This window comes from Pseudoduganella sp. S-14 (assembly GCF_049913285.1).
In the GTDB taxonomy this organism is placed as follows: Bacteria; Pseudomonadota; Gammaproteobacteria; order Burkholderiales; family Burkholderiaceae_D; genus Rugamonas.
This window is the reverse complement of record NZ_CP183991.1, coordinates 6,338,647-6,361,133: the sequence shown is the minus strand read 5'-3', so window position 1 is coordinate 6,361,133 and position 22,487 is coordinate 6,338,647. Positions and strand designations below refer to the sequence as shown.

19 protein-coding genes and 1 riboswitch are annotated in these 22,487 nt (G+C 65.8%); of the genes, 4 read left to right on the top strand and 15 right to left on the bottom strand.

The annotated features are described in order from the left end of the window. Positions 1–234: 234 nt before the first annotated feature. From ACN9MZ_RS29295 to cobT, 15 genes are all read right to left on the bottom strand, one after another. Complete coding sequence (locus ACN9MZ_RS29295) at positions 235–1,875, bottom strand: SWIM zinc finger family protein (RefSeq protein ID WP_426340276.1); 1,641 nt, start codon at positions 1,873–1,875, stop codon at positions 235–237. Continuing rightward, a complete protein-coding gene (locus ACN9MZ_RS29290; RefSeq protein WP_426340275.1) occupies positions 1,872–4,886 on the bottom strand; it encodes a hypothetical protein in 3,015 nt (1,004 codons plus the stop codon). Before ACN9MZ_RS29290 ends, ACN9MZ_RS29295 begins: the two co-directional genes overlap by 4 nt. Before the next feature lie 175 nt (positions 4,887–5,061). Beyond that, positions 5,062–6,504, bottom strand: coding sequence for a cobyric acid synthase (locus ACN9MZ_RS29285; protein WP_426340274.1), 1,443 nt, complete (start codon positions 6,502–6,504; stop codon positions 5,062–5,064). Next, positions 6,501–7,379: a cobalamin-binding protein gene (locus ACN9MZ_RS29280; protein ID WP_426340273.1), complete on the bottom strand. Its 879-nt coding sequence runs from the start codon at positions 7,377–7,379 to the stop codon at positions 6,501–6,503. Before ACN9MZ_RS29280 ends, ACN9MZ_RS29285 begins: the two co-directional genes overlap by 4 nt. Further along, complete coding sequence (cobD, locus tag ACN9MZ_RS29275; RefSeq protein ID WP_426340272.1) at positions 7,376–8,356, bottom strand: threonine-phosphate decarboxylase CobD; 981 nt, start codon at positions 8,354–8,356, stop codon at positions 7,376–7,378. Before cobD ends, ACN9MZ_RS29280 begins: the two co-directional genes overlap by 4 nt. Continuing rightward, positions 8,349–9,326, bottom strand: coding sequence for an adenosylcobinamide-phosphate synthase CbiB (cbiB, locus tag ACN9MZ_RS29270; protein WP_426342972.1), 978 nt, complete (start codon positions 9,324–9,326; stop codon positions 8,349–8,351). Before cbiB ends, cobD begins: the two co-directional genes overlap by 8 nt. A 2-nt stretch (positions 9,327–9,328) precedes the next feature. After that, the gene (gene cobU / locus ACN9MZ_RS29265) at positions 9,329–9,880 is read right to left on the bottom strand and encodes a bifunctional adenosylcobinamide kinase/adenosylcobinamide-phosphate guanylyltransferase (RefSeq protein WP_426340271.1); all 552 of its coding nucleotides are present in this window, start codon (positions 9,878–9,880) and stop codon (positions 9,329–9,331) included. Then, the gene (locus ACN9MZ_RS29260) at positions 9,877–11,181 is read right to left on the bottom strand and encodes a cobyrinate a,c-diamide synthase (protein WP_426340270.1); all 1,305 of its coding nucleotides are present in this window, start codon (positions 11,179–11,181) and stop codon (positions 9,877–9,879) included. Before ACN9MZ_RS29260 ends, cobU begins: the two co-directional genes overlap by 4 nt. Next, positions 11,175–11,777 carry a cob(I)yrinic acid a,c-diamide adenosyltransferase gene (cobO, locus tag ACN9MZ_RS29255; protein ID WP_426166161.1) on the bottom strand — a complete coding sequence of 201 codons (603 nt, stop codon included), beginning with the start codon at positions 11,775–11,777 and terminating at the stop codon, positions 11,175–11,177. The genes ACN9MZ_RS29260 and cobO overlap by 7 nt, the downstream gene beginning before the upstream one ends. Then, on the bottom strand, positions 11,774–12,544 hold the full coding sequence (locus tag ACN9MZ_RS29250; protein ID WP_426340269.1) for an ABC transporter ATP-binding protein: 771 nt from the start codon (positions 12,542–12,544) through the stop codon (positions 11,774–11,776). Before ACN9MZ_RS29250 ends, cobO begins: the two co-directional genes overlap by 4 nt. Position 12,545: 1 nt before the next feature. Next, positions 12,546–13,568, bottom strand: a complete 1,023-nt coding sequence (locus ACN9MZ_RS29245; protein WP_426340268.1) for a FecCD family ABC transporter permease — start codon at positions 13,566–13,568, stop codon at positions 12,546–12,548. Positions 13,569–13,587: 19 nt separating this feature from the next. After that, positions 13,588–15,426, bottom strand: a complete 1,839-nt coding sequence (locus ACN9MZ_RS29240) for a TonB-dependent receptor domain-containing protein (RefSeq protein WP_426340267.1) — start codon at positions 15,424–15,426, stop codon at positions 13,588–13,590. A gap of 69 nt (positions 15,427–15,495) precedes the next feature. Then, a riboswitch (cobalamin riboswitch) is annotated at positions 15,496–15,716 on the bottom strand. Further along, on the bottom strand, positions 15,711–16,250 hold the full coding sequence (locus ACN9MZ_RS29235) for a histidine phosphatase family protein (protein WP_426340266.1): 540 nt from the start codon (positions 16,248–16,250) through the stop codon (positions 15,711–15,713). (Overlaps the previous riboswitch by 6 nt.) Beyond that, positions 16,241–17,008, bottom strand: a complete 768-nt coding sequence (locus tag ACN9MZ_RS29230; RefSeq protein ID WP_426340265.1) for an adenosylcobinamide-GDP ribazoletransferase — start codon at positions 17,006–17,008, stop codon at positions 16,241–16,243. Before ACN9MZ_RS29230 ends, ACN9MZ_RS29235 begins: the two co-directional genes overlap by 10 nt. A gap of 6 nt (positions 17,009–17,014) precedes the next feature. After that, the gene (cobT, locus tag ACN9MZ_RS29225; RefSeq protein ID WP_426340264.1) at positions 17,015–18,049 is read right to left on the bottom strand and encodes a nicotinate-nucleotide--dimethylbenzimidazole phosphoribosyltransferase; all 1,035 of its coding nucleotides are present in this window, start codon (positions 18,047–18,049) and stop codon (positions 17,015–17,017) included. A 20-nt stretch (positions 18,050–18,069) separates the two neighbouring features. Here cobT and ACN9MZ_RS29220 point away from each other — a divergent pair, with 20 nt between their 5' ends. The 4 genes from ACN9MZ_RS29220 to ACN9MZ_RS29205 are packed head-to-tail and all read left to right on the top strand — an operon-like array spanning position 18,070 to position 22,377. Continuing rightward, a complete protein-coding gene (locus tag ACN9MZ_RS29220) occupies positions 18,070–18,759 on the top strand; it encodes a response regulator transcription factor (RefSeq protein ID WP_426340263.1) in 690 nt (229 codons plus the stop codon). Continuing rightward, on the top strand, positions 18,746–19,990 hold the full coding sequence (locus tag ACN9MZ_RS29215) for a sensor histidine kinase (RefSeq protein ID WP_426340262.1): 1,245 nt from the start codon (positions 18,746–18,748) through the stop codon (positions 19,988–19,990). The genes ACN9MZ_RS29220 and ACN9MZ_RS29215 overlap by 14 nt, the downstream gene beginning before the upstream one ends. Positions 19,991–20,036: 46 nt before the next feature. Continuing rightward, the gene (locus ACN9MZ_RS29210; RefSeq protein WP_426340261.1) at positions 20,037–21,662 is read left to right on the top strand and encodes a phosphoethanolamine transferase; all 1,626 of its coding nucleotides are present in this window, start codon (positions 20,037–20,039) and stop codon (positions 21,660–21,662) included. Beyond that, positions 21,652–22,377: a phosphatase PAP2 family protein gene (locus ACN9MZ_RS29205; RefSeq protein ID WP_426340260.1), complete on the top strand. Its 726-nt coding sequence runs from the start codon at positions 21,652–21,654 to the stop codon at positions 22,375–22,377. Before ACN9MZ_RS29210 ends, ACN9MZ_RS29205 begins: the two co-directional genes overlap by 11 nt. Positions 22,378–22,487: the final 110 nt, after the last annotated feature.

Sequence of the window (22,487 nt, the reverse complement as noted above, 5' to 3'; positions counted from 1 at the left end):
TGGGGCGCTCCACTCGATGCCATACGACACCGGTGCTGCGAATGGACTGCAGGGCAGTCACACCGTCTTGCGGCACCGGTGTCAGTATGGCACTGTGAAGAGCGTGCCAGTGGCGCATGGGAAGAGCTGAAGACGTGAACGGCGATCCACCGTTCGGGTTGCAAGAGCCATCCCGCCGTGTTTGCTGGAACGAGTATATCAGTTCATTTGCTTTTTTCATATCGATCGTCATCCTCAAGCCGCCTGCTGCCGCGACATGCGCAGCGCCAGCATGTGCGCGCAAGGACCTTTGTGCATGCGGTTGAACGTGAAGAAGTTGCATTGGCAGGCGCCATCGACGATGCGTTCGTCGGCATCCAGCCGCAGCATGACCTGGTACTGTCGATCGCCTTGCTTTGCCTGTGCGTTCAGGCGGATACTGCCGTCGGCAACCGCTTCCACTGCGTGGGCGCTCATTGCATGGAGGGCGACCAGCTTCCGGGCCTCCTCCTCCTCGGGGCTGGCGAAACGCAGCGTGTCCAGCGGCAGTGGCTCGCGCGCCAGTTCGCGCAACCGGTAGACTTCATTCACCAGGTCGTAGATCACGCGGCCGGCCTGGGTGTACAGGGTCAGCGCGCGTTCGACCAGCATGCGATCGAGGCCGGTGTCGAGCGACAACTGGGCGCTGGTGGCGAACCAGCGTTTGCCCAGCGCGGCAAAGACTTTTTCCTTGCTGTCGTTGTCGACCTCGCCGCGTGGCGCGAGCAAATCGAACTGGCCGGCATGCGACCAGTCATTGGCGGTCCAGCCGGAAAGGCCAAGCGTGAACTGCATGCCGGGCATATTGGCGATCCAGAAGCTTGGCAGGCCGCTGCCCATCAGGTGCACCGTGAAGCTCTGGGCGACGGGAATCAGGCGTTCCAGCAGCATCAGGCGGCGGCGGCCCCAGACGCGAACTTCTTCCGCCACGTTGCCCTGATAGATGGAGCGGCGGCAAACCACTTCCTCGTTCCAAGGTTCGAACACCGCGCGCACCGGTTCTCCCGGCGCCAGCACGAAACGGATCGAGCGCGGGCCGACGCGTTCCTTCTTGCGCCGCATCTGCAGGCAGAAGTTGTGCACGTCCATCGGGTGCAGGTCCAGCCGGCGCGCTACCATGTTCATTGCGCTGCTGACTTGCAGGAAGCCGCGCACCCAGGTGTCGGGCACGTCGATTTTCTCTTCGATGAACTCGGGATCGTTGGCGGTCCTGACTTGGAAGCCGCCCGGATCGATCGACAGCCTGGTGCTCTTGTAGTCGCGGATCTTCTGGAATTCGCCGTACAGGCTTTCCGAGTAGTCGATATTGGTGGTGCCGCAGGCGAAGTCGCCGATGTGGTCGAATACATTGTGGCTGCAACTGAGCGAGGCGTAGCTCGATTCGTCGCGGCTGAAGCACTCGAAGAACACCCGGTCCGGATGCACGGTAATGACCGGGTCGAGCGCGATCCAAAGTTCGCGGTTGGTCTGGTACAGGTACTTGTAGTACCGCGCTTGCGCATCGTAGAAGGGCTTCATCAGCTTCGACTTGCGCTCGCGCAGCGCACGCAATTCAGCTTGCAGCGGCTGCAACTGCTCTTTCAACTCGCTGCCGCGGGCCTGGAACTGCGCCAGCATCATGCCTTCGTTTTGCGCTACCCATTCCTTGTAGGCTGTCTTGTCCTTGGGCTGGTAGCGCTGGTCGGCTACCACGACATCGTGCAGGGCGGAGATCGCCTCGCGGAAAGGGATGTGCTTGTTGATGTCGGCGACAAAGTGGGTCGGCGCGCGCAGGGTGTCAGGCACGAAGCGCATATCGGTCGACGCGGCGCTGTTGCTGACGTAGGTCTCGCCGTAGTAGCGGTACTGGAATCTCATGTCTTGCTTCCCCGGCCGGCGATGGCTGCTGGCGTATGGATCGTGATGGCTGCGGGCAGCCCGGGATAACGCTGCTGGATGGCGCGCAGGCCTTCGATGTAGTGCGCCTTGTCGGCGATGGCGACAGTCAGTACCTGGCGTGCGAATACCCTGGCCACAAAGGCGGCGATTTCTTCCGACAGTTCGGCCTGCGCGCGCAGGAATGCCTGCACGCGGCCTTTCACGACACGGCCGCGATTCACTTGCGACAGCACGCTGAGGAAGTAGGGTTCCATGCGCTGCAGCTTGTGCACGTCGCCGGCGCAGGCGCTTTCCAGCCAGGAGCTGACGAACAGCTGCATGTTGGCGGAAGGGTGCTGGCTCAACTTGTCCAGCAGCTCGGTCACGTCGCCGACATCGAAATGCCTGGTGATCATGGCGCGGCCGAAGCGTTGCGCCGCCGGGTCCTGGTGGTCGCACAGGTTTACCAGCAGCAGCGGAGTCCAGTCGTCGCGGGTGCAGGCCTCGGTAAAGAAGGCCGAGGCGAACTCGCGGCTGTCGTCGAAGCGGCTGTCGAAAATGCGCAGCGCCGCCTCCATCTGGCTGCGTACGCGCTGGGGAGCGGAACGATAAGCCTGGAAAGCCCATTGCCGCACGCTGGCCGTGGGGTTGCGTCCGAAAGCGGCCCAGGCCGCGACGTCAAACTGTTCGGGGCGGAAGCCGGGCAGCAGGCGTGCGCCGAGCAGCAGGGCGCCTTTGCTGCGCGCGGCCAGCAGGCGCGCCAGCAAGGCGGTATCGGCCAGTTGCCCCTCATCCTTCAGGGGACCGGTGACCCAGGCCACCAGGTCGGCATGCATGCCTTCGCCGGTTTCGCTGCGGAACAGCGCGTCGAGCAGGCCGGCCAGCAGCGCCTGGCGGAAGCCGGCATCGGCGACGCTCAGGCGCTGGATGACCGGATCGACGCCGCGCCGTACGCTTGCCTCGGCGCTGGTGGCAAAGGCGATGATCAGGTCCGTTTGCGCGCACAGCACCTGGTCCGGCAGCGTGCCGAACAGGCGTACCGCTGCGCCGCGCACTTCGGCATCTTCATCCTTCAGCAACATGGCCAGCCTGGAGCCCGGCAGCATGCCGGTGGGCGCAGGATGCAATATCAGCCATTGGCAGGCCAGCAGCCGCACCGCAGCCAGCGCATGGCCGAGCAGTTGCAGCAAGCGTTCGTATGGTGCGCCTGCTGCGGCATCGCGCAGCGGATTCTCGATCAGCCAATGCAGGTCGGCGCCAATCGGCGGCACGGCGTTGCGCGCATCGTCGATGTCGGCACAGTTGTCCAGCCAGTCGAGCAGCTGCATGACAATGGCCGGAGCCTGGCCTGGCAAGGTCGCAGCGACCTGGCACAACATGCGGCCCTGGCGGCGTACCGCCTCCAGCGGAGCGCAGGCGATGGTCGCGACCAGCAGCGGGTCGGCAGCATAGTTCAGCGGGTCGCGCACGATGCAGTCCAGCGCATATTGGGTCGCTTCCGGCAAGGTGCACTGGATCAGGAGCAGCAGCCACTCGGTTGGCGGAATGCCCGGTTCGAAGCGCTGGCGCGCCACCTGGAAGGCAAAGCGTGCCGTCGACAGGTAGGGGCTGCGCAGCAATTCGCGGATCACGCCCGGCTCCAGGGCGGCGCAGAAGGCCTTGTTGTCGGCCAGCGCGCGCGCCGCGAATTCGTGCACGCCGGCGCAGCGGCTTTGCTGCATCAGCGAGAGCAGGGCCTGCGGCTGCGCATCCCACAGCTCGGGGAAGGCTTCCTGGCGCCTGTCATCGGGCTGGATCGGGTGCGGCTGGTACCAGCTCGTGCCCGGGCGATTGCTAAGCCAATGGCCGCGCGCGCGCAGCATGCGGTTGAAGACCATCCAGTGGCTGTAGCTGTCGTAGAAACGGCCACCGCGGGCGCTTGCCTGGCCGGCGTCGCTGTCATCCATCGCAGCCAGGACACCGAGCGCCATGCGGACGTAGGCCGGGTCGCCGTCCTCCGCAAGCCGGCGCAGTGTGCGCCAGCCACGCCGGCGCAGGTAGTCGCGCGTGCGCAGGCCGTAAGCCACCTTGCTGTCGGGACGCGAGGCTTCCTGCGCGTACTTGACGTAAGCGCGGCGCACATAAATCCACTGGCTGCTGCTGGTATGGGTATCCGTGTCAAAGCGCTGCTGGATCAGGCCCCAAAGCTCGGCATCGCCGGCCATCTCGGCTGCCTTGTAGATATGGCGCACGGCGCGGAAAGTCCCGGCGCGCAGGCGCATCCGCTTCAGGTGGGTGCGCAGCAGTCGGCGCGCCATCGGCTGGCTGAAGGCCACCTGGTGCAACTGCTCCAGCCAGTCCGACTTCGACAGGCCTTGCCACTCGTCGTCGCCGGCGGCAATCGACAGCAGTTTTTCTTCATCCTGCTGGTCCCAGGCGTTGCGCAGGACTGCCGGCCAGTCGGCCAGCAAGCGGGCCGCGTGCGCCTGCAGCGCAGCGCCGTCGGCCAGGATCAGCCAGGCTTGCAGGGCGATGCGGCGCACGGCATCGCTGCGGCCGCGCGCATGCAGTTCCTGCATGGCGACGGCGGCTCCGGCATCGCCGCAGCGGCCGATAGCCCAGGCCAGGCAGTAATCCTGCATGACGTCGCCGCGCGCTATCAGGTCGACCATGGCGGGGACGGCGCCGCGCAGGCGGCGCTCGCCGGTGCGCCAGATGACCCGGTTGCGCTGGTGCTGGTCCAGCTTTTTCCAGTTTCCGGCTTGCAGTTGCTGCAGAAGCGCGACGGCGGCAGGATCGGATGGCGTTTGCGCCGGGGCTGGAGCGGATGCCGCGCTTTGCGGCAGGGCCGGTTCGGGCGCGGTTGCCGGGTCGACGAAACCTTGCGCAGCGCGTTCGATCAGCGCCAGTTCAAACAGGGTTTCGGCGGCTTGCCAGTCGACCGGCTGCGGCGTGCGCGTGCTCTCGCGCCACTCTTCGCCGGTGCGGCCCTGACGCAGGTTGACCAGGTATCGGCCAGGAGATCCTGCCACTGCGCCCGCCACTTCGCAGAGCTCAATCTCGCAATGGATGGTGGCGTCTTTTTGCCTGCGAACCAGGCTGCTTTTCCGAATCAGCTTCACTGTAGTGCGGGCCTTGACATGAAATCCGGTTACTCAACAGGACGATGTTAGCCAATCTCGCAAGTGTTTGCAAATAAAGCAATTCCTACGCCGTCTTGAGCAGCGCTTCCATCAGCGGTTCGCAGGCGGCAGCCAGCCGATCCAGGCTAGCTTCGCGCAAGGCGTTGGTATCGACAGTGTGCTGCGTTGCCAGGCCGGCCCAATGCAGCAAGGCGCGGCCGGCTTGCGGGTGGTCGAACAGCCCGTGCAGGTAGGTGCCGAGCACCTGGGCGTCGGCCGAGATGGCGCCCTCCGGCCGGCCATCGATAAAGAAGGCTGGTTGCGCCAGGGCGGGGCCGTGCGACACGCCCATGTGGATTTCGTAGCCGCTGACTGGCGCAGCGTCGAAGGCGCATTGGCCGGAAACTTGTGCCAGGCGTTTGTCGCGCGTGAGATCCGTTCGCATGTCCAGCAAGCCCAGGCCCGTTTCGCTGCCGGCCTGGCCTTCCACGCCGTGCGGATCGTCCACCTGGGTGCCCAGCATCTGGAAGCCGCCGCAAATGCCGATCACCTTGCCGCCATAGCGCAGGTGGCGTGCGATCGCCTGCGGCCAGCCGCCTTCTTTCAGCGCGGCCAGGTCGTCGCGCGTGTTCTTGCTTCCCGGGAGGATGAGCAGGTCGGCAGGCGGGATTGCTTCGCCCTTGCGCACAAAGCGCAGGTCGACGCCGGGGTGGGCGCGCAGCGCATCGAAGTCGGTATGGTTGCTCATGCGCGGCAGGCTAGGCACCACCACGCGGAAGGCGCCGCGCTCGGCCTGCACGGCTTGCACCGCGTCTTCGGCATCCAGGTACAGGCCATGCAGGTAGGGCAGCACTGCAAGCACGGGCTTGCCGGTTTGTTGTTCCAGCCAGTCCAGGCCCGGCTCCAGCAGCTTGATGTCGCCGCGGAAGCGGTTGATGACGAAGCCGATGACGCGACGGCGTTCGCTCTCCGACAGGCAGGAAAGGGTACCGACGATGTGGGCGAACACGCCGCCGCGGTCGATGTCGGCGCACAGGATGACGGGGCAGTCGACGGCTTCCGCGAAGCCCATGTTGGCGATATCGCGGTCGCGCAGGTTGATTTCCGCCGGGCTTCCGGCGCCTTCCACTACCACGGTTTCGTACTGCGCCGACAGGCGCCGGTGGGATTCCAGGACGGCCGCCATGGCGACGGTCTTGTACTGGTGGTAGTCGCGCGCGTTCATGTCGCCACGCACCTTGCCGTGGATGATAACCTGGACACCGATATCGCTGCTTGGCTTGAGCAGCACGGGATTCATGTCGGTGTGCGACGGAATGCCGGCCGCAATCGCCTGCAGCGCCTGGGCGCGTCCGATTTCGCCGCCGTCGATGGTGACCGCGCTATTGAGCGCCATGTTCTGCGGCTTGAAGGGCGCGACGCGCACGCCGCGCTGTTTCAGCAGGCGGCACAGGGCCGCGACAATGGTGCTCTTGCCGGCGTCGGACGTGGTGCCCTGGACCATCAGGGTGCGGTAAGGGAAGCTCATTTTGCAGGACGGTGCTTGCGGGCTTCTTCCAGCTTTTCGCACAGCACTGCGGTGCCGGCGATCATGCGCGGACCGGCGCGATTGAGCAGGCTGCCGTCGATCGTGAACAGGTTGCCCTGCCTGGTCGCCTTGAACGTCTTGTAAGGGCGCCACAGGCCGACCCCGCCGTAGTCCTTTTCCGCCGTGGCGAAGACTGCTTCGGGATCGGCTTCCAGCACGGCCTCCACGCTCACTACGGGCGCCGTGACCTTCTGGTCGGCGAAGATGTTCTGGCCGCCGCATGCTTTCAGTGCGTCGCTGACGATGTGTTCGCCGTTCAGGGTGTAGAGCGGCTTGTCCCATACCTGGTAGAAGGTGCGCACCGGCGGACGCGCCGCATATTGCGCGCGCAGGGCTGCCAGCTTCTGGCGCAGTTCCTTCGCTGCCGCGTTGGCGGCGGGCTCGGTGCCAAGCAGCTTGCCCATCTTTTCCAGGTTGTCGGCGATCTGGTCCAGCTTTTTCGGCTCGCTGTGGAACATCGGGATGCCGAGCTGGCGCAGCTGGTCGATCTGGCGCTCGGAGGTGCCGTGGCGCCAGATTACCAGCAGGTCCGGCTTCAACGCCAGCAGGCGCTCCATGTCGACCTGGCGATTGTCGCCGACGCGGGGAATCTGCTTGGCGGCTTCGGGATAGTCGCTGTAGCTGACCGCACCCACGATTTTTTCGGCGCCGCCGGCTGCGAACAGCAGTTCCGTGACGTGCGGCGCCAGTGCGACGACGCGCTGCGCCGGCTTTTGCAGGGTGACCGGCTTGCCGTCATCGTCGTTGACGGTGATGGCGGCGTGCGCCTGCAGTTGGGCGGCGCACAGCGCGCAGATCAGCAGATAACTTTTCATCGGTTCATCCATTCGTTCAATGCCAGTTCAAGGCGCTGCCAGCCTGTCTCGTCGGGCGGCAGGCCGAGGCGGATGCCGCGCGCCGCTTCGCGGAACAGGCGTACCCAGATGCCGCGGCGCGCCATGTGGTCGTGGAATTCATCGGCAAGCGGTTCAGGCCACCATTGGAACAGCGACGTGCCGTTGCTGACGATGCCGTGGCTGGCCAGCAGCGCGCGCAGCCGGGTGCCGGCGGCGTGCAGCTTTTCCTGCGCGGCGCCCTGCCATGCGCGGTCCTCCAGCGCGGCGCGTGCGACTTGCTGCGCCGGTCCGCTCACGGCCCAGGGGCCAAGCATGTCGGCCAGCGGTGCGAGGATGTCGTCGCGCGCTGCGACGAAGCCGAGGCGCAATCCCGCCAGGCCGAAGAACTTGCCGACGGAGCGTAGCACGACCAGGCCAGCGGCCTGGGTGGCGTCGGCAAGGCTGTGGGTGTCATCGGTGTCGGCGAAGGCCTCGTCGACGACCAGCCAGCCGCCGCGAGTTGCCAGCGCTTCCGCCCACTGGAGAAGGGTTGTGCGCGGTACGAAGGCGCCGGTAGGGTTGTTCGGGTTGCAGACCACCACAACGCCGGCCGTGGCCACGGCGGCGTCAAGTTCGCTGTAAGGAACCGGGCTGGTGCGGTGGCCATGCTGCGACCAATGATGCAGGTGCTCGGCATAGCTTGGGCTGGCGACCACCACGCGCGATGGCGCGCGCAGGCGGGGCAGGGCCTGGATTGCCGCCTGTGTTCCCGCGACTGCCAGCATGCGCGGTGCGCGGTAGTAGCACTGCGCGGCTTGCAGCAGGGCCGGGTCGTGCTCGGGCAGTCGATGCCAGGCGTCGGGGGCCAAGGCTGGCGCTGGATAGCCGCCGGGATTCAGGCCGGTCGACAAGTCCAGCCAGTCGTTGCGGCCGTAGCGCTGCGCTGCTTCGCGCAGCTTGCCGCCGTGTTCAAGCATGATGTACTCCATAGGCGATGGCGAGCATGACGGCAATCCATAGCCCGCTTGTGTTGCGCACCAGGCGCCAGGCGCGCGTAATGTCGGCGGCCGACGCGTCGGCGCCTTCGCCAAGCGGCGGGCGCTGTTCGGTCTGGCCGCCATAGCTTGCCGCGCCGCCCAGTTGCAGGCCGAGTGCGCCGGCTCCAGTGGACATCACCGGGCCCGCGTTGGGACTGCTCCAGGCCGCAGCTTGCTTGCGCCAGCAGGCCAGTGCGCGGCGCGTGCTTCCTGTGCCGGGGGCCAGCAGGGCGTAGCTCATTGCGGTCAGGCGGGCCGGCAGATAGTTGAGCGCGTCGTCGATGCGGGCCGCACTACGGCCGAACAGGTTGAAACGTTCCGTGCGATAGCCCCACATGGCGTCGAGCGTGTTTGCAAGGCGGAACAGCAGGGCGCCGGGCCCGCCGGCGATGGCGAACCAGAACAGGGTGCCGAAGACGGCGTCATTGCCGTTCTCCAGCATTGATTCGGTGGCGGCCTTGGCGAGTTCGGAAACGGTGGCCTGTTCGGTGTCGCGGCTGACGATGCGGGCGGTCAGGGCGCGGGCGGCTGGCAGGTCCGTGGATTGCAGGGCCTGGCCGATCGGGAGCATGTGGTCGCGCAGGCTGCGCAGGCCAAGGCAGAAGTACAGGATGGTGGCGTGCAGGACTGCCTGTGCTGCGGCGGGCAGCGGTTGCGCGAAGGTCCATGCGGCCAGCAACGTGAGAGGCAGCACGGCGAGCGCCCAGGCAAGTGCGCCGCGAGCGAAACGGGCGATGGCTGCAGCCGGGGCGGCGGCGCGGGAGCGGTTCAGGCGCGCTTCGATTGCGTTGGCCAGGCGGCCGAAGCCGACCAGCGGGTGCAGGCGCGAGACTTCGCCCAGGATGGCGTCGAGCAGGACGCCGGCCAGCAGCGCGGTAGCGAATGTGATCCAGTCCAGGCCAGCCAGCAGCATCAGGCGCCTTTCATCATCAGCGGCAGGCCGGCCGCGACAAAGGCGACCCGGTCGCAGGCGGCGGCAACCGACTGGTTCAGGCGGCCGGCTTCGTCGGCATAGCTGCGCGAGACGGCGCCCCAGGGCACGATGCCCATGCCGACTTCATTCGACACCAGCACGACGTCGCCGCGTTCAACCGCCAGCTCGCCAAGCAGGGCCGCGCGTTGCTCGTGAAAGCGCGCCGGAAGGTCGATCGTGCCGACCTCCGGATATTGCGTACCGTCGCTGAACATCAGATTGGACAGCCACAATGTCAGGCAGTCGACCAGCACCAGGCGGTGCGGTGCCCGCCATTCGGCCAAGGCGGCTGCAAGTGCGACCGGCTCTTCTACGGTGCGCCAGTGCTGGGGGCGCTGCGCGCGGTGTTGGGCGATACGGGTCGTCATCTCGGCATCGCCCGCGGCGGCTGTGGCGATGTAGACCACTTCCTTGCCGGAAGCCGCGGCAAGCTGCTCGGCGTGGGCGCTCTTGCCGGAACGGGCGCCGCCAAAGACCAGTGTGCGTGTCATGCAGCGCTCCGCAAGAACAAGGCCGCCACCGCGGCCGGGTTGGATGGGAAGTAGCCGTGGAAGTAGGACGCTTGCAGCGAACCCACGCGGTAAACGGCTTCGCCCGCGGCGCCGCCTGGATGCTTTTGCGTCGTCGCGGCGGCTGGCACTGAGGTCTCCAGGCGCGAGTAATGGAAGGTATGGCCGCGCAGCGGGCCCTGTGCGCTAGGCATCGCTTGCGCCCCCAGGCCGGCAAGGCGGGCCTGCATGGCGACCTTGCCGGGCAACAGGCCGGCCATCGGCCAGTCATTGCCTTCCTTGTCCTGCAGCGAGTCCGCGAGCGCCATCATGCCGCCGCACTCGGCGACGATGGGCAGGCCGCCGGCATGGGCGGCGCGCAGCGATGCCTGCCAGCGCTGTCCGGCGGAGAGCGCGGCGGCGTGCAGTTCGGGATAGCCGCCAGGCAGGTAAACGGCCGTGGCTTCGCGCGGCACCGGCTCGTCGGCCAGCGGCGAAAAGTAGTCGAGCTGCGCGCCGAGCGCTTCCAGCGTCGACAGGTTGGCAGGGTAGAGGAACATGAAGGCCGCGTCGCGTGCGATGGCAATGCGGGAGCCTTCAAGAGGCCGCCCTGGCCCGCCGTTGCCCACAGCAGCGTCGGCGCCAGGCGCAATGTGCATGACTGGCAAGGCGTCCCAGGCTGCGAGATCCAGCGTCAGCTGGCCAGCCAGCGTGTCGAGCAATGCATCGAGGCCGGCGACTTCGTCCGGCAATACAAGACCCAGATGCCGTTCGGGCAGCGATGCGGCCTGCTTGGGCAGGGTGCCCAGCAGCGGGATGTCGCGCAGGGATGCCGCGACCATGGCCGCATGTCCAGCGCTGGCGATGCGGTTCGCCACCACGCCTGCCATGGCCACCGGCCCATAATCGCGCAAGCCGTGCACCAACGCTCCGGCCGTTTGCGCCATGGCCCCGGCATCGATCACGGCCAGTACCGGCAAGCCGAATTCGCGCGACAGGTCGGCGGCGGAAGGCGTGCCATCGTAAAGGCCCATCACGCCTTCGACCAGGATTGCATCGGCCTGCGCCGCCGCCTCGGCCAGCAGGGCGCGGCAGCGTTCAGCGCCAACCATCCACAGGTCGAGCGATTCGACCGGCGAGCCGCAAGCGCGTGCCAGCACCATCGGGTCGATGAAATCCGGTCCGCACTTGAAGACCCGCACGCGGCGCCCGGCGCTTGCCAGCTTGCGCGCCAGCGCTGCCGTGACAGTGGTCTTGCCCTGGCCGGATGCGGCAGCGGCAATCAGGACGGCGCGGGCTACCATTCCGTGCCCGGCTGCGCTGCGATGCCGGCCTTGAACGCGTGCTTGACCACGGTCATTTCAGTGACGGTATCCGCGACGTCGATCAGTTCCTGCGGCGCGGCGCGGCCGGTAACCACGGCATGCTGCATCTCCGGACGATCCAGCAGGTCGGCAATCACGTCGTGCACGTCCAGGTAGCGGTACTTCAGGGCGATGTTCAGCTCATCCAGCACCACCATGCCGTAGGATGGATCGCGCAGGAAAGCGCGCGCCTGCTGCCAGGCCTGCTGCGCCTTTTCGATATCGCGCTCGCGGTTCTGCGTTTCCCAGGTATAGCCTTCGCCCATGGCGTGGAAGCTGCACTCTTCCGGGAAGCGGCGCAGGAACTGTTCTTCGCCAGTCGACATGGCGCCTTTGATGAACTGCACCACGCCCACTTTCATGCCATGCCCCATGGCACGCATCGCCATGCCGAAGCCGCTCGAGCTCTTGCCCTTGCCATTGCCGGTGTTGACGATCAGGACGCCGATGTTCTTGTCGGCTGCCGCGATCTTGGCGTCGATAATGGCCTTCTTGCGCGCCATGCGGTCGCGGTGGCGGTCGTTGATATCGCTCATTGGGGGCTCCCGGGAATGAAGATGGTGCGTTCGCCGTGGCGGACGATTTCGATTGGATGGTCGAGGTATTCGCTGAGGACTGCGGGCTGCATCACTTCCTCGACCGGGCCCGCCAGCCAGCGCCCGTCGCCCATCAGCAGCAGTGCGTGGGAAGAGACGCTGTGCGCCAGCGTCAGGTCATGGCCAACCATCACCACGGTCTTGCGCTGCTCGCGGCAAAGTCTGGACAGCAGCGACATGACGCTGACCTGGTGCGCAAGGTCCAGCGCGTTGGCTGGTTCGTCGAGCAGCAGCAGCGGCGTATCCTGCGCCAGCATGGCGGCGATGGCCACGCGCTGGCGCTCACCGCCGGACAGCGTGCGCACGTCGCGTGCCGCCAGGTGGTCGACTTCCATTGCGGCCAGGGCGGCAATGGCGGCCTGGTGGTCGTCGCTGTTTTCCCAATACCGGTTGTCGTGGTAGGGATGGCGCGCCGACAGCACGGTTTCGATCACGGAGTACGAGAAGGCATCGCTGCGGGCCTGCGCCAGGAAGGCGCGCTTGAGAGCCAGTTCCTGCAGCGGCCATTCGCCAAGTGCACGGCGGTCGATGCTGACATGGCCGGCTTCCGGCTGGCGCAGTCCGGCCAGGGTGCGCAGCAAGGTGCTCTTGCCGGCGCCGTTGCGGCCGATCACGCTCCAGCATTCGCCGTCGCCGACCTGCCAGTCCAGCCTGTCGATCAGGGTGCGCTTGCCCATGGCAAGGCGCAGTTGATGGGTGCCGATCATCTTATTTCCTCAGCCGATGCAGTTGGTACAGGAAGACCGGCGTGCCCACCAGCGCAGTCACCACGCCCGCGGGCAGTTGCTGCGGTGCGATGATGGTACGCGCCACGGTGTCGGCCAGCACCAGGTAGGCGCCGCCTACCAACGCGGCGCTTGGCACCAGCAAGCGGTGGTCTGGGCCGAAGGCGAACCGGCAGGCGTGCGGCACGATAAGGCCGACAAAGCCGATGCTGCCGGCCGTGGTCACCGCGCTGGCGGTCAGCAGGCCGGAACAGAAGAACAGGCCTTTGCGCAATGCGCCGACGCGAATGCCCAGGGTGGCAGCCGCTTCCGCATGCAGCGCCATGACGTTCAGCGAGCGCGCCGTACGCAGGGCGAACGCCAGCCCGCCGGCCAGCACGATCCACGGCAGCCAGCGGATCGGGGAACCGGACAGGTCGCCGATCAGCCAGAACACCATGGTGCGCAGGCGGCTTTCGGGCGCGATCGACAGCATCAGGGTGACCAGGGCGATGCAGCCCGAAGACAGGATCACCCCGGTCAACAGCAGCAGCGCAGTACCGCCTTCCGCGGCGGTGCCGCCGCGCAGGTCGCGCCGCGCCAGGAAGTACAGCATCATCGATACCGCGACCGCGCCGGCGAAAGAGGCGGCATCCACCATCCACGCCGCGCACATGAACAGCAATGCCGCCAGTGCCCCCACCGATGCGCCGGACGAAATGCCCAGCACATAAGGATCGGCCAGCGGATTGCGCAGCAAGGCCTGCATCATCACGCCGGCCAGCGACAGGGAGGCGCCGGTGACGAAAGCCGTCGCCGCGCGTTCGGCGCGCAGGCCTAGCAGGTGGCCGGGCAATGAGGCCGGCTGCCCGCTGATGAACTCCCGCAGCGCGCCAGGCATGTCGGCCAGCGGAATGCTGACCGAACCGATCATGCCGGCAGCAACCAGGCTGGCCAGCGATAACAGCATCAGCAGGATGATGACGGTGACGGCGCGCATGCGCAGGTTGGCGGAAAGAGGATGCATAGCGGGCAGCTTATCTCATTTATTTGTAGCTGAAGCGCAGGCCGGCATACACGGTGGAACCGGCGGTGGCGTAATTGCGCGCCAGTTCATAGTGTTTGTCGGCCACGTTGTTCCAGCGCAGGGTGGCAGTCCAGGAGCGGTCGAATCCCCATGCCGCATACAGGTTCAGCAAGCCGTAGCCGCCCAGGCGGTTGCGGTTGGCCGCGTCATCGAAGCGGTAGCCGGAAAGCTGCCACTCGGCGCCGGTACTCAGGCTGCCCGCAGTATATTCCAGCGCTACGCTGCCGTGGCGCTTGGCGCGGCGCACCAGCAGCTTGCCGCTGATGTCGTCTTGCGGGTTCTGCAGGTCGGCGCTGGCGGACAGCGTGAAATTGCTGCCCAGCTGCTGGTGCGCCGACAGGGAGAAGCCTTCCAGCGTGGCCTGGTTGACGTTGTAGGCGCAGCCAGAGCGGAAGCCGGGCAGCGGGCAAGGGGCGATGTTCACCAGCAGGTCGGTCAGCTTGTTGCGATATGCCACGGCGCCCAGCGCTGTGCCGTCCTGTTCGAAGGCGATGCCTATTTCGCGGTTGCGGCCTTCTTCCGGACGATTGGCGGGCAAGCCGTAGCCGGGGTAGTACAGCTCATTGAAGGTAGGCGCGCGGAAGCTGGAGCCGTAGCTGGCGTTGACGCGCAGCCCAGGCGTGATGCGGTAGGCATAGCCGAGCGAGCCGGTGTTCTTGGAGCCATACTGCGAGCTGTCGTCGTTGCGGGCGGCGGCGGCCAGCAGGTGGTCGCCGCGTTTCATGTTGTAGCTGGCGGCCCAGGAGGTGGTGCTGCGCTCACGCACCAGGGCGGCGGTGTTGGATTCGATTTCTTCCTTGCGATGTTCGGCCAGCAGTTGCAGGCTGTCGGTGCCCAGCGCGATATCGTTCTGCCAACTGAACTGCGTCTGCTTGGTATCGATCTGGCTGGCGGTGGCGGCAAAGCTGCCGGACTTGTCGCGCGATTGCGCGGCCTGCGTCGTCATCTGCCAGGCGTCGCTCAGGCGGTTGCGCGAGTAAAGCGCGGCGGTGTCGAGCTTCTGCGTGCTCCAGGCGCGCACCTTGGTGCCGCTATCGTAATCCGCTTCCTGGTCGCTATGCAGGAACTGCACGCCCAGCTCGTGGCCGGGCGCGACTTGCCAGGCCAGTTGGCCGTTGGCATGCTTGCGGTCGTAGCCGTCGTCATCGCTGTTGTAGCTGGTGCTGGCCGGCAGCGTGGCGGAGAAGCCGTCGGAGCGTTCCTTGCCCGCGCTGAGGGCATAGTTGAAGGCGCCGGCGCTGCCGGCAATGCCTGCGGTGCCGGCGCGGGTGCCGTAAGTGCCTGCCAATACGCCGGCGTCGATCGCCGGGCTGCCCTGGCCCTTCTTCGTGAAGATCTGCACCACGCCGCCGATGGCATCGGCGCCGTACAGGGTGCTCAACGGGCCGTACACGACTTCGATATGGTCGATGGCGGGCAGCGGAATGGCATTCCAGGCGGTCGCGCCGCTGCTGGCGGAGGCGATGCGCACGCCGTCGATCAGGACGATGACCTGGTTGCCGTTGGAGCCGCGCAGGAACACGCTGGCATTGGTGCCCGGTCCGCCGTTGCGGCTCACTTCGATGCCGCGCTGGCGCTGCAGCAATTCGGTGATGGAGCCGGCGCCGCTGCGCGCGATTTCCTCCGGGCCGATGCTGAGCGTGTCGCTGATGACGTCGCGTGCTGCTTGCGGCGTGCGGGTGGCGGTGACCAGCACGGAATTCAGGACGGCAGCCTGGGTTTGAGCCTGGACGGCAGGTGCGGCAACGGCCAGTGCCAGCGACGCGAGGGCCGCTTGCCGGGTAAGGGGAAAGGACATGACAACTTTCGTAACGAGCCGCCGGCCCACGTCCCCGTAAGCCGGCATGAACAGGAACGGGCGCAGGGCGCGTTCCCACCTGGTCTGGCCGGTATCCGGGCTGGCAAGTCTGGCGGCCTGGCCTTCCCATGCTTGCGCACAGTGGCCGGGAGGTCGCTGCCGCACATTGAAGGCGGCACTTGCTTACCGTTGCGGGGGCAGCACACGTTGGCTGTCAGGGACAGCGCCGTGTTTCCCGTTTAACTGCATTCGAGAATTCGATTGCGGGCACCAAAACCCCGCCATTATACGGACTTGGCTGGCCAGGACAAGCGAAGGATCCCGCAATACTTGATGTGGTTTGGCCTGGCGGCCGCCTGCTGCAAGGGCTCACCGGCGGCGATGGCCGCCATCAGGCGCATGGTGCCGGCGTGGCAGACGACAATGGCGTCGTGCTGCAACTCATCGAGGAAGGATTGCACGCGGCGTGCCACCTCGCGCACGGTTTCTCCGCCGCCAGGGCGGTAATCGAGCAGGTCGGCGGCCCAGGCATCGACCTCGGCGCGCGCGACGTCGGGCCAGCTGCGCAGCTCCCAGGCGCCGAAATCCATTTCCACCAGGCGTGGGTCGGGCGTGAAGGCGCCCAGCAGGGAGGCCAGGGACGTGCAGCGCCGCAGAGGGCTGGAGTACAGACGGTAGCCGCGGGCGAGGGCGCTGGCCAGTTGCGGCGCCAGGGCGGCGTGGCCGGCAGCCAGGGCGCCCGCTGCGGCCGGGATGTCGCTGCTGCCGTAGCACAGGCCGGGCGCGACATCGGGCTGCGGATGGCGGACGAGGATCAGTTCCACATGCAGGCCAGTGCCGCGACGTAGAACACGGCTTCGGTCAATTGCTGGACTGCGCCAAGGCAGTCGCCGGTATAGCCGCCCAGGCGTTGGCGGAACTTGCGCGCCAGCCAGAGCGTCGCCAGCAACATGCCGGCCAGGCCGGCGCCCAATGCAGCCGGCGGCAGCCAGCCTGCGACCACCGCGCCCGCCGCGGGCAGCGCGGACGTCAGCGTCGCGATGGCGAACTCGCCGCCGCGCATTTCCTGCGCCAGCGGCTTGGCCTTGCCCTCCGCGCGCGCATACTCCATGCGCCAGATCAGCGAACAGGCCATGAGGCGCGACAGCGGATGGGCCGCCAGCAGGGCGCCAAGCACCGCCAGCTTCGGCATGCTGGCCAGCGCCGCCACCTTGGTTGCCAGCATCAGGCCGATGCCGATGGCTCCATACGCGCCGATGCGGGAATCCTTCATGATGTCCAGCACCCGCTCGCGTGTGTGGCCGCCGCCCAGGCCGTCGCAGCTATCGGCAAACCCGTCCTCGTGGAAGGCTCCGGTGGCATAAATGCCGGCGGCGGTGGAAAGCAGCACGGCAAGCAGCGGCGGCAGCACCAGCGCCGCCGCCGCGTACACTCCGCCCGCAATCGCCGCCACCACCAGCCCCACGGCGGGGAAGTAGCGCGAGGCATGGTGCAGCCAGGCCGGCTCGAAACCGACCCAGCGCGGGATAGGCAGGCGCGTGAAGAACTGCAGTGCGATGAAGAACAGGCGCAACTGCTGCATGGGCGCTTACTCGGACTTCTCGCTGACCTGGGCCGACTCGAAAGTCGCCATCTGGTTCAGGAAGTTGACGGCGGCATGCAGCAGCGGCACGGCCAGCGCGGCGCCTGTGCCTTCGCCCAGGCGCAAGCCCAGGTCCAGCAGCGGGCGGCCGCCAAGGAAGTCCAGCATGCGCTTGTGGCCATTCTCGCCGGAGCAATGCGAGAACACGCAGTAATCCAGTACCGCCGGTTGCACGCGCGACGCGACCAGCAGGGCGCTGGTAACGATGAAGCCGTCAACCAGCAGCACCATGCGGCGTTCGGCTGCCTTCAGCATGGCGCCGACCATCATCGCGATTTCCAGGCCGCCGAACGTCGCCAGCGCCTGCAGTCCGCCCTGCGCGTCGGCGTGCAGGTTCATGGCCGCTTCGATCACGCGCTGCTTGTGCTGCACGCCTTCCGGCGCCAGGCCGGTGCCTGCCCCCACGCAATCGGCGACCGGAATGCCGGTCAGGCGATGCATCAGCGCCGCGGCGGCGGTGGTATTGCCGATCCCCATTTCGCCGAAGCCCAGGACATTGCCCGGCAGCTCGGCCACCAGGTCCATGCCGCACTCGATCGCCTCCATGCACTGCTGCACCGACATGGCCGGCTGTTGCGCAAAATTGGCGGTACCTGGGGCGATCTTGCGGTTAACCAGGCCTTCGCGCGTCCCGAAATCATGCTTGACGCCCGCATCCACGACTTTCAGCGCGCAGCCGTTCTGGCGCGCGAAGACATTGATGGCGGCGCCGCCGGCCAGGAAGTTCTCCACCATCTGCCAGGTCACATCCTGCGGGAAGGCGGAAATTCCTTCCGCCACCACCCCATGGTCGCCCGCAAACACCAGGATGGCAGGCTCGCGCAGCTGCGGGCTGGTGGTCTGCTGGATCATGCCAATCTTGTGTGCCAGTCCCTCCAGCGCACCCAGGCTGCCCAGGGGCTTGGTCTTGTTGTTGATGGCGCGATCCAGCTTGGCCGCAAGCGCTTCGTCTTTGAGTGGGGTGATGTGTGGGATAGTCATCGCGGAATTATAATGCCCGTATGCGCATACTTATCATTGAAGACAATAAGGATATTGTCGCCAACCTGTACGGCTTCCTTGAGCCCAAGGGCTACGTGCTGGATACGGCAGCCAATGGTTACGGTGGGCTGGCGCTGGCAACCGAGAATGAATACGACGCCGTGGTGCTCGACGTGATGTTGCCCGGCCTGAATGGCATGGAGCTGTGCCGCAAGCTGCGCGGGGAGCTCGGAAAGGCCACCCCGGTGTTGATGCTGACCGCGCGCGACACGCTGGAAGACAAGGTCGCAGGCTTCGAGAGCGGCGCCGACGACTACCTGGTCAAGCCTTTTTCACTGGTGGAGCTGGAAATCCGGCTGCGCGCCCTGGTGCGGCGCGCCCGTGGCGTGCAGGCGGCGGCGCCGGTGCTGCAGTTCGGCGACCTGACTTTCGATACTGTCAATTACGAGGTGCGGCGCGCCGGACGCCCCTTGGGGTTGACCCGTACCGGCTATACCATCCTCAAAAGCCTGATGAAGGAAGCACCCCGCATCGTCACCCGGGATGCGCTGGAACACGAGGTGTGGGGCGACGAGCGTCCCGACAGCGACGCGTTGCGCACCCACATCCATGCGCTGCGCCAGGCATTGGACAAACCTTATCCTTTTGCCATGCTGCGCACGATTCCGGGCATCGGTTACAAGCTGGTGAACGCAGATGAAGAAAACTGATTCGCTGCGCCGACGCATTGTCGGCGCCTACATGACTTTTGCGGTCGCAGTCTCCGCCGTGTTTGCCGTTATTGCCGCCCTGGCAGTGGAAGGCATCGAGGAAAAACTGGTCGACGAGCGCCTGGAAGAAGTGGCTTTATGGGCCGCGCCTCGCCATACCGGTGGCATGCCGGTGCAGATGCCGGCCGGCCTGACCTTCCACCACGGCGCCGACATCCCGCGCTCGCTGCGCGGGCTGCCGCATGGCGTTCGCGAGATCACCGTCGATGGAACCGACCTGCACGTGCTGGCAGGGAACGACGGCCATGGGGAATTCGTGGTGGTCGATCACGACAGCGATTATGAAACGATCGAGATCGTGGTCTATTCGATGTTCGCTGCAGGCTTCCTCACTTTTGTCATCTGTTCGCTGGTGCTCGCGCGCTTCCTCGCCAACCGTATTGTCACGCCGATAACCCTGCTGTCGCAGGCTGTCGAACAGCGCCAGGAAGAATTGCCCTGCCTTGAGCGCAACGACGAACTGGGCGTCCTGGCGCGCGCCTTTGCCGGCCGCACCGGGGAGCTCAAGCAATTCCTCGACCGTGAACGATTCTTCACCGGGGACGTGAGCCACGAATTGCGCACGCCCCTGACCGTGATCAGCGGCGCGGCGGAAGTGCTGATCGCGCGTACCGAGGGCGAGCCTGGCTTGCATGCGCCGGCCGAACGGATCTACCGCGCCGCGCGCGAAGCCAGCGACGTGGCCAGCGTGCTGCTGCGCCTGGCCCGTTCGCCGCAAGGCTTGGAATCGCCGCCGCAGTCGGTTGCCGAGCTGGCGGAATATGAGGCTGCGCGCTGCCAGCCCCTGGTGGCCGGCAAGCCTGTCGCATTGCGCTATCTGAATGGGGCCGACTTCACCGTCCACGGCTCGCGCGAGCTGCTGCAGGCCGCGATCGGCAACCTGCTGCGCAACGCGTGCGCCTACACGGAGCGGGGCGAAGTTGTGCTGCGCCTGGAGCAACGTTCGATCGTAGTGGAAGACACCGGGCCAGGCCTGCCTGCGGCAGCCCTGGCGCGCCTGCGCGGCGAATCGGGCCCCGAGGGCGATGGCGCCTCGTCCGGCACCGGCCTCGGCCTGGGGCTGGTGCAGCGCATCTGTGTTTATCTTGGCGCCGAGTTGCATGTCCAGCAACGCGAGGGCGGCGGTACCCATTTCTCCATCGGCTTCCCAGCTGATTTAACGCAAACTTAACGCCGCCTTGACGTAGCCTTTACCTGCTGCAAGCTATCGTGCGAGGATGAAATTTCCTCGCATTCATTCGGCCTTTCTTCCCCTTGCCACAGCTTCCTTCCTGGTCCTGATCTATAACATCAGCTTCTGGAAGGGCTTCGTGTCGGCTACGGGCGGGTTCCAGGTCGCCAACCTGCTGGTCTATCTTGGAGCCGCGCTGCTGCTGGTGCTGCTGTTCGGCGGGGTGCTGGCGCTGGTGAATTTCCGCCGCCTGTTCAAGCCTGTTGTGATCGCGCTATTGCTGCTGTCCTCGTTGACGGCCTATTTCATGTCCCAGTACGGCATCGTGGTCGATGCCTCCATGGTGCAGAACGTGGTGGAAACCGATGTGCGTGAAGCCGGCGAGCTGTTTAGCTGGAAGCTGGTGCAATCGGTGCTGCTGCTGGGCGTGATCCCCTCGTGGCTGATCTGGCGGCTGCCGGTGCGTTATGGTTCCCTGCGTCGCGAGGTGCTGGTCAATACTGGGCTGGTGGCCGGTTCGCTGCTGCTTGCTGCCGGCTTGTTGATCGTGCTGTTCAAAACCCTGGCGCCGGCCATTCGCGAGCACCGCGAACTGCGCTTCATGCTGACGCCTACCAATGTGTTCCAGGCCACGAACAGCTACCTCAAACGTAAATGGGCGACGGCGACCGTGATCGCGCCCCTCGGCACGGATGCCGCCAGGGGCAGCTTGTGGGCCGCGGCGGGCACCAGCCAGCGTACGGTGACCATCATCGTGGTCGGCGAGACTGCGCGCGCCATGAATTTTTCCTTGAACGGCTATGGGCGCGAAACCAACCCGCGCCTGGCGCGAGTGCAGTCGCTGGTCAACTTCACTAATGTGAGCTCGTGCGGTACTGCCACGGCGGTCTCGGTCCCCTGTGTGTTTTCCGACCTCACGCGCGAGGATTATTCGGAAGACAAGGCGCGCAGCAAGGAAGGCCTGCTGGACGTGCTGCAGCACGCCGGGCTGGAGGTGATCTGGCGCGACAATAATTCCGGTTGCAAGGGAGTGTGCGACCGTGTGCGCTTTGAAGACATGTCCAAGCCTGTCGCCGGCAATCCGTTGTGCAATTCCGAAGAGTGCTACGACGAACACCTGCTCGAAGGACTGCCGGAGCTGATCCGCGACGCCAGGAGAGACCTGGTCATTGTGCTGCACCAGAAAGGTAGCCATGGCCCCGCGTACTGGAAGCGCTACCCGGCCGAATTCAAGAGGTTCGGCCCGGTATGCCAGACCAATGAACTGGAGCAGTGCACGCGCGAGCAAATCACGGCAGCCTACGACAACACCATCCTGTACACCGACTATTTCCTCGACAAGACCATCAAGGTGCTGAAAGACTCGGGGGTGCCGGCTTCCATGCTGTATTTCTCCGATCATGGCGAATCGCTGGGTGAGAAGAATATGTACCTGCATGGTGCCCCGTACATCTTTTCGCCGGAGGAGCAGCGCAAGGTACCGATGATGCTGTGGCTGTCGGACGGTTTCAGCCAGCGCTTCCACCTTGACCGCAACTGCCTGGCTGCGCGCAGCAGCCAGCCGTTCTCGCACGATAACGTATTCCATTCCGCGCTCGGCATGCTGAACGTGAATACCGCAGTTTACAACCCCAAATTAGACATGTTCCATGCGTGTATCAATGATGCTTAAGAAATCCTGGGGATTGCTGGCGCTGGCGGCGTCGGCCGTCCTGATCCTGTTGCTCGGCCAGTTTACGGATGTTGACTTGCGTCTGGCAGACCTGGTGTACGACCGTGCGCGTGGCGTCTTCCCTTTGCAGCACACCTGGTTTACCGAGCAATTCAACCATGTCATCCTCAAGGCCCTGCTGTCATGCCTGGCCGGTGCCGCCGTGGTGCTGGCGCTGTGGGACATCTGGCGTCCGCAACTGCATTGGATTCCCGCACAGCGCCTGGGCGTAAGGGTTCTTGGCATGTCGGCCATCAGCGTACCGGTCGTGGTGAGCTTGCTGAAGCGCGCCAGCACCTCGCACTGCCCGTGGGACCTGGAACGCTATGGCGGCCACGCGCCTTATATCCGCTTGCTCGAATTGATGCCGGCCGGTGTCGAAGCCGGCCACTGCCTGCCGGGTGGGCACGCGTCCAGTGCCTTGTGGCTGATTGCATTGTCGGCCTTCTGGTGGCCGGAGCAGCCGCGCAAGGCCTTGAGCGTCGGCGCCTTGACGATGGCGTTTGCATTAGGGGTCGGCTTTGTGCAGCAACTGCGCGGTGCCCACTTCCTTTCGCATACATTGTGGTCTGCCTGGATCGCTTGCGCAGTCGTGATGGCGAACTATGCACTTGCAAAACACCAGGCGTTTGGTTATAGTTCTGTCCCTCGCAACGCAGCGCTGACAAATCAGTAAAGCGAAACGAGAAAAAGAAGGGGTTGACGAGTTGCACGCTGTACCGCATAATCTCGCTCCTCTGCTGATGACGAACACAACGCTTCGTCGAATAAACAAGGCAGCGATCT

Excerpts from the sequence above, each read along its gene's own strand:
- ACN9MZ_RS29210 (WP_426340261.1), top strand. The coding sequence starts at position 20,037 with ATGAAATTTCCTCGCATTCATTCGGCCTTTCTTCCCCTTGCCACAGCT.
- ACN9MZ_RS29215 (WP_426340262.1), top strand. The coding sequence starts at position 18,746 with ATGAAGAAAACTGATTCGCTGCGCCGACGCATTGTCGGCGCCTACATG.
- ACN9MZ_RS29240 (WP_426340267.1), bottom strand. The coding sequence starts at position 15,426 with ATGTCCTTTCCCCTTACCCGGCAAGCGGCCCTCGCGTCGCTGGCACTG.
- ACN9MZ_RS29245 (WP_426340268.1), bottom strand. The coding sequence starts at position 13,568 with ATGCATCCTCTTTCCGCCAACCTGCGCATGCGCGCCGTCACCGTCATC.
- cobT (WP_426340264.1), bottom strand. The coding sequence starts at position 18,049 with ATGACTATCCCACACATCACCCCACTCAAAGACGAAGCGCTTGCGGCC.
- cobO (WP_426166161.1), bottom strand. The coding sequence starts at position 11,777 with ATGAGCGATATCAACGACCGCCACCGCGACCGCATGGCGCGCAAGAAG.
- ACN9MZ_RS29220 (WP_426340263.1), top strand. The coding sequence starts at position 18,070 with ATGCGCATACTTATCATTGAAGACAATAAGGATATTGTCGCCAACCTG.
- ACN9MZ_RS29295 (WP_426340276.1), bottom strand. The coding sequence starts at position 1,875 with ATGAGATTCCAGTACCGCTACTACGGCGAGACCTACGTCAGCAACAGC.
- cobD (WP_426340272.1), bottom strand. The coding sequence starts at position 8,356 with ATGCTTGAACACGGCGGCAAGCTGCGCGAAGCAGCGCAGCGCTACGGC.
- ACN9MZ_RS29285 (WP_426340274.1), bottom strand. The coding sequence starts at position 6,504 with ATGAGCTTCCCTTACCGCACCCTGATGGTCCAGGGCACCACGTCCGAC.
- ACN9MZ_RS29230 (WP_426340265.1), bottom strand. The coding sequence starts at position 17,008 with ATGCAGCAGTTGCGCCTGTTCTTCATCGCACTGCAGTTCTTCACGCGC.
- ACN9MZ_RS29250 (WP_426340269.1), bottom strand. The coding sequence starts at position 12,544 with ATGATCGGCACCCATCAACTGCGCCTTGCCATGGGCAAGCGCACCCTG.
- ACN9MZ_RS29280 (WP_426340273.1), bottom strand. The coding sequence starts at position 7,379 with ATGAAAAGTTATCTGCTGATCTGCGCGCTGTGCGCCGCCCAACTGCAG.
- cobU (WP_426340271.1), bottom strand. The coding sequence starts at position 9,880 with ATGACACGCACACTGGTCTTTGGCGGCGCCCGTTCCGGCAAGAGCGCC.
- ACN9MZ_RS29205 (WP_426340260.1), top strand. The coding sequence starts at position 21,652 with ATGATGCTTAAGAAATCCTGGGGATTGCTGGCGCTGGCGGCGTCGGCC.
- ACN9MZ_RS29260 (WP_426340270.1), bottom strand. The coding sequence starts at position 11,181 with ATGGTAGCCCGCGCCGTCCTGATTGCCGCTGCCGCATCCGGCCAGGGC.